The organism is Mycobacterium appelbergii, assembly GCF_032883035.1.
In the GTDB taxonomy this organism is placed as follows: domain Bacteria; phylum Actinomycetota; class Actinomycetes; order Mycobacteriales; family Mycobacteriaceae; genus Mycobacterium; species Mycobacterium appelbergii.
Genome location: NZ_JAMQTH010000013.1, coordinates 1 through 10,361, shown reverse-complemented (window position 1 = coordinate 10,361; position 10,361 = coordinate 1). Strand labels below are relative to the sequence as shown.

Genomic DNA, 10,361 nt, shown 5'->3' with positions numbered 1-10,361 from the left:
CTCGCAGCGGTGCTGGCCGGCGGCTCGGTGGCTATGCCAGCCTGCTGATCGCTGCGGTGGATCAGCGTTCGGTGCGTGATTCTCGGAGCAACCGACGTCCCAGGAGGTTTCGTCACTCCCGCTAAGTAACGTTCGCACAGGGTTCCTCTGTCATTCACTATCTGATCGGCCCTCGTCCGTGCGCGGGGGCGAGAGTTGGATCGTGTGGGTACGCACCTCGAGCATCTCGGCACCAGGCCGCCCACGGTCCTTGCCGATTCGGCTACTGCGGTCGCTGGTCGGGTGACTTACTGCCCTGGCTGCCCCGCTGGACGGATGATGTCTAGCGGTGTGGTGTTGTTGGCGCAGTTGCGGGTCGGCTGCGTCTGAGTCGTCATGTCCATTGACATTCCCCCTGCGTTGCAGTGGATCTCCTATCTTGCGGGCAGTAAGTGGCCGCAAGGTGATGAGGACGGGCTGTGGCGCATCGGTGAGCATTGGCATGAGTCGGCATCGGAGATGTCGGATCTGATCCCCGATTTGAATCGGGTGCGCAACGAGACGATGTCGGTGATCACCGGCGAGACCGCCGACACCGCGGCGCAGGAGTTCGCCAAACTCTTCGACGGCGACTACTCGGTGGACAAGCTGGTCGAGGCGATGGCGGCACTCGGCGAGACCGCGCGTCAGGCCGGTACCCAGGTCGAGGCGTCCAAGATCGAAATCTTGGTCGGGTTGGCACTGGCCGCAGCGGAGATCCTCTACGCGATTGCGATGGCGCCATGGACATTTGGGATCTCATTGTCGTGGATTCCGGCGATCGAGGCGCTGACCATGGTCGCGGTCCGGATGCTGTTCAACCAATTGATGCGGGCGTTGGTCCGTCGTGCGATCGAGGCGTTGACCAAGACCACCGTATCGCGGTTGCTGCGCGAGGTCGCCCAGCAGAGCGCTGAGGAGGTCGCCGAGGAGTTGATCACCAACCTGGCGATCCAGCAGTATCAGATCGACCAGGGCCACAAGGACAAGATCGACTGGGACGACGTCGGTAACGCAGCCAAGAGTGCGGCTGCTGGTGGGGCGGCGGCGGGGGCGTTTCATGGTCCAGCGTTCGGGGCGTTGGGCGGCAAGCACGGCCACGGTGGCATCGGCAATGCACTTGCCGGGGCTGGGGCTTCCTACGGTGCGGAAGTGGTCGCGGGTGTGGCTGGTGCGCTCGCTGCGGGTAGCAACTTGGATGCGGGCGAGATTTTCGCAGGTGGCGCCCTGGGTGCGGTGTCTGGTGGTATCGACAGTTCGCACGGTCACGGCGACGACTCCCCGCACGGTGCACCGGACGGCCTGGACGGCGGCAGTCACGCATTCGACCCCGATCACAAGGCACCCGACGGCAAGTCGGACGGGGACCACGCGGACGGGCCGGGAGGGGACGCGAATGACCCACCGCCGCCTCCCTATCAAAAGTCTGATCCCAACGAACCCCCTCCGCCCTACCAAGAACGCCCGTCCAACGGCTCCTCCGACGGGCCAAAGAGTTCGCTGTCGCACGACGGCGGCAACTCGCATACGGCGGCCACGGGCGCACCGTCGCCGCAGACCCACGACGGCTCATCGACCCAGCACGGGGGCAACGGACAGAACGGCCAGCACAGTTCGCAACAGTCGCCTGGCGGTGGCCAATCCAATAACGGTGTAGGTCAGCATGACTCGGGCAACGGCCAGCACGGTTCACAGCAGTCGACGACTGGCGAGCAGTCCAGCCAGGGTCAGCATGACTCGGGCAGCGGCCACAACGGTCAGGGCAGTTCGCAGCAGTCGACCAGCGGCGGGAACAACACGCAGGGCGGTTCACCGCAGTCCCCCGCTGATGGAAACACCAACCATTCTGTAAATCACCAGGATTCAGATGCCGTCCAGTCGAAGTCGCAGCAGCCACCCGGCGGCGCGAACAGCACCCAGGGCGCTACGCAGCAGTCGACCGGCGATGGGCTCAACGATGGGGCCTCCTCGCATCAGGCTGAAGCGCACAACCCGCAGTCAACGTCACAGCAGGGATCCACACACACTGATGATTCGCCTTCGGCGCAGCATGGCGCGCCGCCGAACCAGGATACGGGCCGCGGACCCGAGCACACACCCCCTCCTCAGACGGTCACCAACGGGCCGTCGGACACCCCAACGGCGCATGCCGATACACCGCCATCCGCCGCACAGTCACCCGCCGACAACCCATCCGAGCCCCCGACAACCGATCATGGATCAACACCCCAATCGGCTCCGCCGCCCGACCAAACGCCGCCCGCCAATCCGCCGCTCGACGACGCGGAACCGCCACCGGATGGATCACGCCCGGTAGGCGAAGCACCGGGCGAGCAGCTACCGCAAGCCAGCACGCCACCGTCCGATACCAACGGCAATTCCACGAACCAGCCAACCGCGCCGCCGGCGGAACCCAACACCGCAACCCCACCGCCGCCCGCCAACACCTCGGCCAACCCGCCCACGGCAGCCAACGCCCCGACCACCGCTCCCACGACGAACGCCGGGACTCAGTCCACGACGACACCGTCCAACCCGACAACCACGCCCGCCAACCCGACACCCACCACGCCCAGCGCGCAGGCCAGCCCGACGCCGACACCGACGTCGAACCCCGCCGGGGCCGTCAGTCCCGGCGCACCTGCGAAGGTGTCGGCGGGCTTGGGGACGTCGTCGAATTCGACTCCGACGGCCGTGTCGAACATCGCAAGCACCACCGCCGCTGCACCGGCGTCTCGTTCGACGAATGAGCAGTCCGAGGTCGTCGTGGGGATGGTGCCTACGCCGCCGCCACCGCCGGCCGCCACATCACCCAAGCCGCGGCCCAAGGTCTCGGTGGCCCGGCCGTTGATGCTGCGCGGTCCGGTGTCGGGATCACCCGATGCCGTGGGATCGGATGGGGATTGGTCTGATCAAACTGATCGGGGAGAGTCTTCGCCGGTAGCCCGGCGGGCGGAATTGCCCCGGTCGGGGCAGTCCCATCGCGACGTCGCCGAGTGGGTGGGCGATGTCAACAACGACGGCGACCGCGCGGTGGTGCCGGCGGGGCAGCGAATGGCTAATTGCGGGCCCACGACGTGGGTGGTATTCGATCGCCTGGCTGGGACGCCGAGTTTCGGGCGGGCGCATCCGGTGCAGTTACGCGCCGAAGACGTCGGTGACGTAACAGGGTTGCCGCTGCAGCGCAGTGATCCCGACGCGATCGCCGATCAGCTGCGCGACGCGGGCGTGGGTGCGCACACCGTGGTGGCGGTCAGGTTCGGCAACGGGGTGGCACACAGCTTCAACGCCCTGTTCGACGGTGACGGGGTGTGGGCCATCGATGGGCAGCACGGCACGATCACCGCGTGGCCGCCGAGTCCGGGGCGGGAGGGCAACCCGGTCACCGACTGGTTCGCAGGCACCCCCCCAGCGCAGTCCGGTCAGGGCGAAGTGACCTCCGCCGCCCTCGACGACCACAACAACATCACCTACACGCCCACCCAGGAATCACTGCATGGTCCGGTTTCGGGTTCGTCTCTTGCCGTTCCGGATCCGGATGACGAGCACCCGGGCAAAAGCCGGGACAAGGGCAAGGGCAAGGCCACTGCCGAGCAGCAGGCCAGCGAGGCGCTGGCAGACCAACGGCGCGAGCAGGCCGAGCTGTTGGGCGCACTGTCCGAGGCCCTGGCGGACCATCAGCGCGCCCAGACCGAGGTGCACGCCGCCATCGACGATGGGAACGTCGAACGGCTGGCAGCGGCGACGGCTCAGCTCGGTGCGGCCGAAACGCAGCTGGGAGCAGTCGAGGATGTCGCGAGGCATCGCGGCGTGGATCCCGATACGTTGGGTGCCCGGCAAACCAGGCCCCAAGAACCCGCCCGTCGCAGTCCTCCCGACGTGGGTCCCTCCAACTGGGCGGCCGCCGCCAGCCATTCCGACGCCGAGCCGGAATCTGATGAAGAGGGCGAGTTCTACGACGCACTCACCGGATTGGAAGGCGACGAACAGGGCTGGCCCGTCGTCGACAAGGCTGCCAGCAAGCCGGCACCCGCGGCCACCGCTGGTGCCAGCCACTCCGACGCGGAGCCGGAATCCGACGGAGAGGACGAGTTCTACGACGCACTCACCGGATTGGAAGGCGACGAACAGGGCTGGCCCGTCGTCGACAAGGCTTCCACCACGCCGATACCGGCCAGCGTTCCAGCTCGCGATCCCGGTCCGCGGCTGCCGGCCCGTTCGGGGCCGAACCTCGTGCTCGGGGGCATGGACGTCGTCGAGCGCTTCCACTCCGGGAATGAAAGTCTGGACCAGATCCGAAGGTTGGTGACCGAACACGGCGGCCAGAAGACGTGGGACGCCAACCGCGAGCGTCTGGCCGCGTTGTTCTCCGACGACGGGCTCAAGCCCAAGGTCCCCGGCATGTTGCGGGGCGGCAAGCCGGTCAGTCAGGTGGTCGAACTGGGATTCGGCCGAACCCTGAGCCTCGACCTACGGCTGGACGGGTCCGCGGACGCATCCGCGCTGCAGTTCAAGGAGAACGTCAAGGAATACGAGTTCGAGCACAGCTCCGACCCGAGCAGCATCGTCGGGTCGTTCGACGAGGGCCGCCGCACCTACGTCGCGGGTGCGCAGGCCGGCCTCACCCACACCAACGCAAGCCACACCATGGGCCTGTTCGGGCTGCGCGAGCATCAGTGGTCGGAGTCCACGCAGCGCACCGACCGCCAGATCAGCGGCGGCCAAACGACCGAGCCCGGAACGCGTTTCGAGGGCAACATCCAGGCCGTGGTCGCGTATCGGCTGAACGGCCCCGTGGACCGCGGGACCGGTTCCGGCAGGAGTGGCAGTCTCCCGCCGGTGTCGTTCCACACCGAAGTGACGGTTCCCACGCGGGCCGTCACCGACGGTGCCGGCCCCGCCGCGGCATCCGATGGGCCACCGCGGGTGACGAACTCCCGCGCACTGACCGGATCCGACGTCGTGACCAATCTGCAGTTACTTCCGGACGCCGTGGGTCCCCATCGCGGTCCGCAGTCCACCACGGAATTCGTGTCGAGCCCGGCGATGCGCACCGCATTCGGGTCGGCCTACGGCAAGCAGGCCGACCGGGCGATGAACGAGATCGACGAATGGCTGAGCGTCGAACTGCTGCAGGCCAATCTGCACGGAATGACCAACAAGCAACCGCTCGTGCGCCATCTCGAGGGCATTCCCGGTGGCCGGGTGGAGGTGCACGCATTCGTCGAGTCGCTCGGCACTCCCCCGGATGCCACGCCGGCGGTCGGTGAGCAGACCTCGAACGCTGAGAACCCACGAATGCGCCCCACCGGGGAGACGAGCAAGACCGAATTCCACTACGGCACCGAGACCGATTCCGCCACGACGCGGCAGGATCAAATTACCTACACCGCCCAGCTTCCCCTGCCCGGACGCAGTCGCGGGCAGGGTGGTACGCCCACCGGAGAAGTGGTGGGAGGCTTGGACGGTGGACTGAACGTGGGCCGCAGCACCAATGAGGTGACCGGCTCGCAGTTCCGCAACCGCAGCACGTTGAAGAACCCGGTGGCAGGTCAATCGTGGAGCGGGCAGGTCCGGTTGCGGTTCGTCATGCATGGCCCCGGCTCGGTCTCACCCACGCAGCGCAACGGTGCCTTCAAGGGCGCGGTACACGAGACACGGGCCGAGTTCGACGCTCTGATTGAGAAGTCCGAGACCACCCCGACCACCGATTACCGCGGGACACAGGTACATGCGCCGCCCGCGCGCATCTGGGGCCGGGGTGGACCGTCCGCTGAACACAATTCCTCGACGCGCCGGTCGCGGTGGAAGTTGGGCGCGGCAAGCCGCCCGGCGGCCGCGCCGGATGACGGGGCTGCGCCCACGCCACGCGAGCGGGGGGAGGCCGAGCCGCTGGCCGGGCTGGGCAGCATGGATCGGGTCACCAACCTCGACCTCAGCGGATTCCACGGCCTGGTGGACTCGATGGGGCACCGGGCATTCGGCCGCAAGTGGAACGAGGTCCGCCCGACCGTCACAGCCGCCGGCCACCTCAATCGCATCCGTGCCGGACTGCCGGGCATGACCCAGCACAGCCCACTTACCAGCACCGAGCTGGCCGGGCCGGGGTCGTCGAGCACGTTGGCGCTCACCGCCGACATCGAGAACCTGACCTACCGCCGCACCATCGCCAAGGTCTTGTCGTCGCCCAGCATGGAGAGCACCGAGGGGTCGACGACCACGACGGTCAGCACCAAGCAGATCGCTGGGCAGGGCGCGCTGGGTGGACGCGGCGGCGACGTGGCGGGCGGTCCCGTGCTCGGTGAGGTCATCGTCGGGGCCAATCAGACTGCCCGCGAAGGCAGCCGGGTCCGCGAACAGCAGCGCGCGGTGGTGCAGACCAAGTTCGAACAGCCCATGGCGATCTTCGACGGCTGGGTTCGCATCGACGGCACGATGACCGGCTCCAGGGCCACCGTGCACGAATCGGGTCTGTTCCCCGTCGAGATCGCGATTCCGCTCACTGAACTGCAGGGCTCGCGCACCCACGACGCGGTGCTGCCGCCCACGTTCGACAGGTCCAGCCCCGCGGGATTCGTCGAAGCACCAGCCCCCGTGCGAAGCGATGCGCAGACACCCCCGGTCGCAGTCGAATCCACCTCGGCCACAACGACTTCATCGCTGGCGTGGACGCCCCCGACTGCGACGGACGAACCCCCGGCACCCCCGGCTCATGCTCTGCTGGAAACCTGGCATCCCACGGACATGTTGGTCGGCCTCGACCCGGCAAGTGGCTTGACGGAGGCTATTCGGGCCGACCTCGGCCCCGCCCTCGGCAAGGACGTCGACAAGGCCATGCAGGGGGTGACCCAGCACTTCGGCCCGCAGGTGTTGCAGGCCCGCCTGGTCCACCAGTCGGGTCAGCAGTGGAGCCACGACATTGCGGTGACCGGTGGCAAGATCACGGTCAAGGTCAAGGCAATTCGAGAGGCCGACGCCGAATATGTAGGCCAGTCAGCGAAATTCGAGACCGACCAGTCCATCGAGTCGCAGTCGTCGACCGCCCGTTTGCAGGACGACCTGACCCGCCACGTGGAGGGAGGGCGGCTCGTCGTACCGTTCCCGCACGGGTCGGCGTCGGCTCAGGTTACCCACAGCGGTTCGATACTGCCCAAGGCGGCACCCGCCGCCGGCGGCGATCTCACGACCCCGCGCGCCGAGACCACGGTCACCGACACCGACCACCGGGTTCCGACACGCGTGCGGACCACCGAGGCAAACGACCTGTTCCGGCAACCCATCCGGTTCGAGATCAGCTACGAAAAGCACAAGGGTGCCCGGCTGCTGTCGAAGGTGCCCGAGAACGCCGCCGATGTGCGTCTGGCCGGCGTGTTCGCCTACCCGCACACGGCTCCGGCCGACAACAGTCAGGCCGGCCGCGGACCTAGTGGAGCCGCGGACGGGCCAGGCATCCGACTCGAACCCGATCACGTCGTCACCGAGGTGCGGCCGCCTGCACCGGATCAAGCAGAGCCCCCGCAAGCGGCGCCTGCCGCGACCCGCACGCCCAACGAGGACGCGGTGGCGGCACACGTCCTCGATTCGATGACCGAGCAGGGCCGGGAGGTGTTCGGCGACGATTGGCCGGCCGTGCGGGCCGAACTCGCCCAGCACGTCAGCACCCGCGCGCTGCACGGTGGGCTGGGCGATTACAGCCGTAATGGTGAGAAGACCGTCGAGCTGGATTCGGTCAGAGGCGGCAAGGTCGTATTGAGTGCGCGAGTGGACGACCTGACCGCCCCGGCTCCGGGGACGGCCAAGGATGCTGAGTTCTACACCGGCGGCCAGACGATTCAGACCGTGACCGACACCAACACCAAGATCGATAACTGGCAGGTGATCCTCCAGGCGCAGGGCACCGTGTTGCCGGTAGACGTCGGGGTGAACGCCTCCCTGCTCGGCCGCGTCGACATCAACCGGGCCGCCGACAGCAGCAATACGCTGACCAAGAACTCGGCCACCGGCGAGCTGTTCCGGAAGAAGGCCGCCGCGAACATCCAAGCCGGCACAGCTACGGTGCACGCTCAGATGAGCCGTCCCACTGGGCTTTTGGGCAATGGAACCCGACGCGAGGGTGGCGGCGTAGCCAAGATCGATTTCCGGGCCAGGCAGGCAAGTCCGGATGCCGAGCAGCCGCGCTACGAAACGCGACCGGAAACCCTCGACGGGGGGCAACGCGGGCTGCCGCGAGGTGCGATAGTCCGCAAGGTTGTCGACGGCGACCAGTTCCGACGCGGGGCGCAGGACAACATCAAGGCGGTGGGCGGGATCGCGGCGTCGCGACTGCGGGATCAGCTACCCACGGCACTCAGCGACATCACGTTGCAGCGGCACCTGCCTGCGATGACGCGCGGTGAGGAAGTCGAACTGTTCCGGGACGGCTCCTTGCGGGTTACCGGCCACGCCGACCTGACCGCGCTGAACAGCACCGGGGTCGAGGGCAAAGGCGGGATGACGAACCTCCTCAACGAGGTCAATCAGGGCTATTCGCATCAGGATTCGTCGGCATGGGAGGCGGGTCCCCGGTTCTTGGCCGGCCCCCACGGCAACCTGGGTGACGTCTTGCGCGGGAACATCATGTTCGGTGGAGGCGCGCTGGGCCGTAGCCGTCACGGCGCCTCCTACGGGCAGAACGCCAAGGTGTCCGCCAACGCGAAGTTCACCGGCTCCCATGCTGTCTTCGACGGCGCCGCCACGATCGTGCTGACCGTCCACGACGGCGACACCTCGCACACGCTGTCCGGGGTGGACGTGCATGGACCGATGCTGATCCCCACCTCAAGGCTCGACCCGGTCGAGACGCCGCCTGCGCCGGCGGATATCCACGCACCTCCGCCGAATGAGGTGCCCGCGGTCAACACCGGTGCGACGGGGGCCCGGTTGTCGACGTCCTCGGCTGGACCTGCCGGCCAGCCCGCCGGATTGCCTATTGTCAGGAGTCGCCGTCTACAGCGGCTGTTCGGCGGTGGTCGAGGCCCGACGGTCAAACCGGCGACCGTCGCAAACCCCCGCCGCCCGGCCACCGAGGATGGCCGTGCGACCTCTGTGCGCGCACCGGCGCCGATGATCGAACTGACGGATTTCGGTGCAGGTCTGAGCCTCCAGGGGGCACTCGATGACACTTTCGCCCGGTTCGGCAAGCACGATGACGCGCGTCGACCCGATGCGCGGTGATGGCCCGCACGACGGGAATCAGGACCGCACGCCAAACGCGAATGTCGGCGGTGCTCGGTAGGCTCACGAATGTGACCGTCCTCGCTGGCCGCCTCGATGACGATGCTCCTGCCGATGCGTTTCTCGCCGACGCTCAGCGCTATCGGCGTGAGCTGTTGGCGCACTGCTACCGGATGACCGGCTCGCTGCACGACGCCGAGGACCTGGTGCAGGAGACCTACCTGCGGGCGTGGAAGTCCTACCAGGGCTTTCAAGGCAAATCCTCGGTGCGGACCTGGCTGTACCGCATCGCCACCAACACGTGTCTGACCGCACTGGAAGGCCGTCAACGCCGTCCCTTGCCGTCGGGGCTGGGCGGACCCAGCTCGACCGGGACCGAGGACATCAGCGAGCACCACGAGGTGCCGTGGCTGGAGCCGCTGCCGGATGAGTCGACCGATCCGGTCAATATCGTCGGTTCCCGCGAATCGGTCCGGTTGGCGTTCGTGGCCGCACTGCAGCATCTGTCCCCCCGTCAACGCGCGGTGCTGGTGATGCGCGAGGTGCTGCAGTGGAAGGCCGCCGAGGTCGGCGAGGCGATCGGCACGTCGACCGCTGCGGTGAACAGCCTGTTGCAGCGGGCCCGGGCGCAGCTCGACGCGGTCGGCCCCAGCGAGGACGACAACATCGCCGCGCCGGAGTCGCCCGAGGCGCAGGACCTGCTGGGCCGCTACATCTCCGCATTCGAGGCCTACGACATCGACAGGCTGGTCGAGCTGTTCACCGCCGAGGCGATCTGGGAGATGCCTCCGTTCGACACCTGGTATCAGGGCCCGCAGGCCATCGGCGACCTGTCCCGCTACAAGTGCCCGGCCGAAGGCCCCGGGGATATGCGGTTCATCCCGACGACGGCCAACGGTCAACCCGCAGCGGCGATGTACCTGCTCAACCGCGAGACCGGCCGCCACGAAGCCTTCCAGTTGCACGTGCTCGACATCTCCCCGGACGGCATCTCGCATGTGGTGGCGTTCATGGAACCCTCGTTGTTCGACAAGTTCGGGCTGGCCGCTGCGCTCTAGTGTCCTGAGTCATTAATTCTGATGCAGTAGTTGCCGATGCTGGTGAAGATTTGGTCGGCAGTCTTGGTCCAG

The 10,361-nt window shown here is 67.5% G+C and carries 2 protein-coding genes; both read left to right on the top strand.

Annotation, left to right across the window (positions count from 1 at the left end; genetic code table 11):
- Positions 1–375: 375 nt before the first annotated feature.
- Positions 376–9,231: a WXG100-like domain-containing protein gene (locus tag M1247_RS26400; protein ID WP_317159371.1), complete on the top strand. Its 8,856-nt coding sequence runs from the start codon at positions 376–378 to the stop codon at positions 9,229–9,231.
- A 41-nt stretch (positions 9,232–9,272) separates the two neighbouring features.
- Positions 9,273–10,289: a sigma-70 family RNA polymerase sigma factor gene (locus tag M1247_RS26395; RefSeq protein WP_317159543.1), complete on the top strand. Its 1,017-nt coding sequence runs from the start codon at positions 9,273–9,275 to the stop codon at positions 10,287–10,289.
- The last annotated feature ends 72 nt before the right edge of the window (positions 10,290–10,361 follow it).

Excerpts from the sequence above, each read along its gene's own strand:
- M1247_RS26400 (WP_317159371.1), top strand. The coding sequence starts at position 376 with ATGTCCATTGACATTCCCCCTGCGTTGCAGTGGATCTCCTATCTTGCG.
- M1247_RS26395 (WP_317159543.1), top strand. The coding sequence starts at position 9,273 with ATGTCGGCGGTGCTCGGTAGGCTCACGAATGTGACCGTCCTCGCTGGC.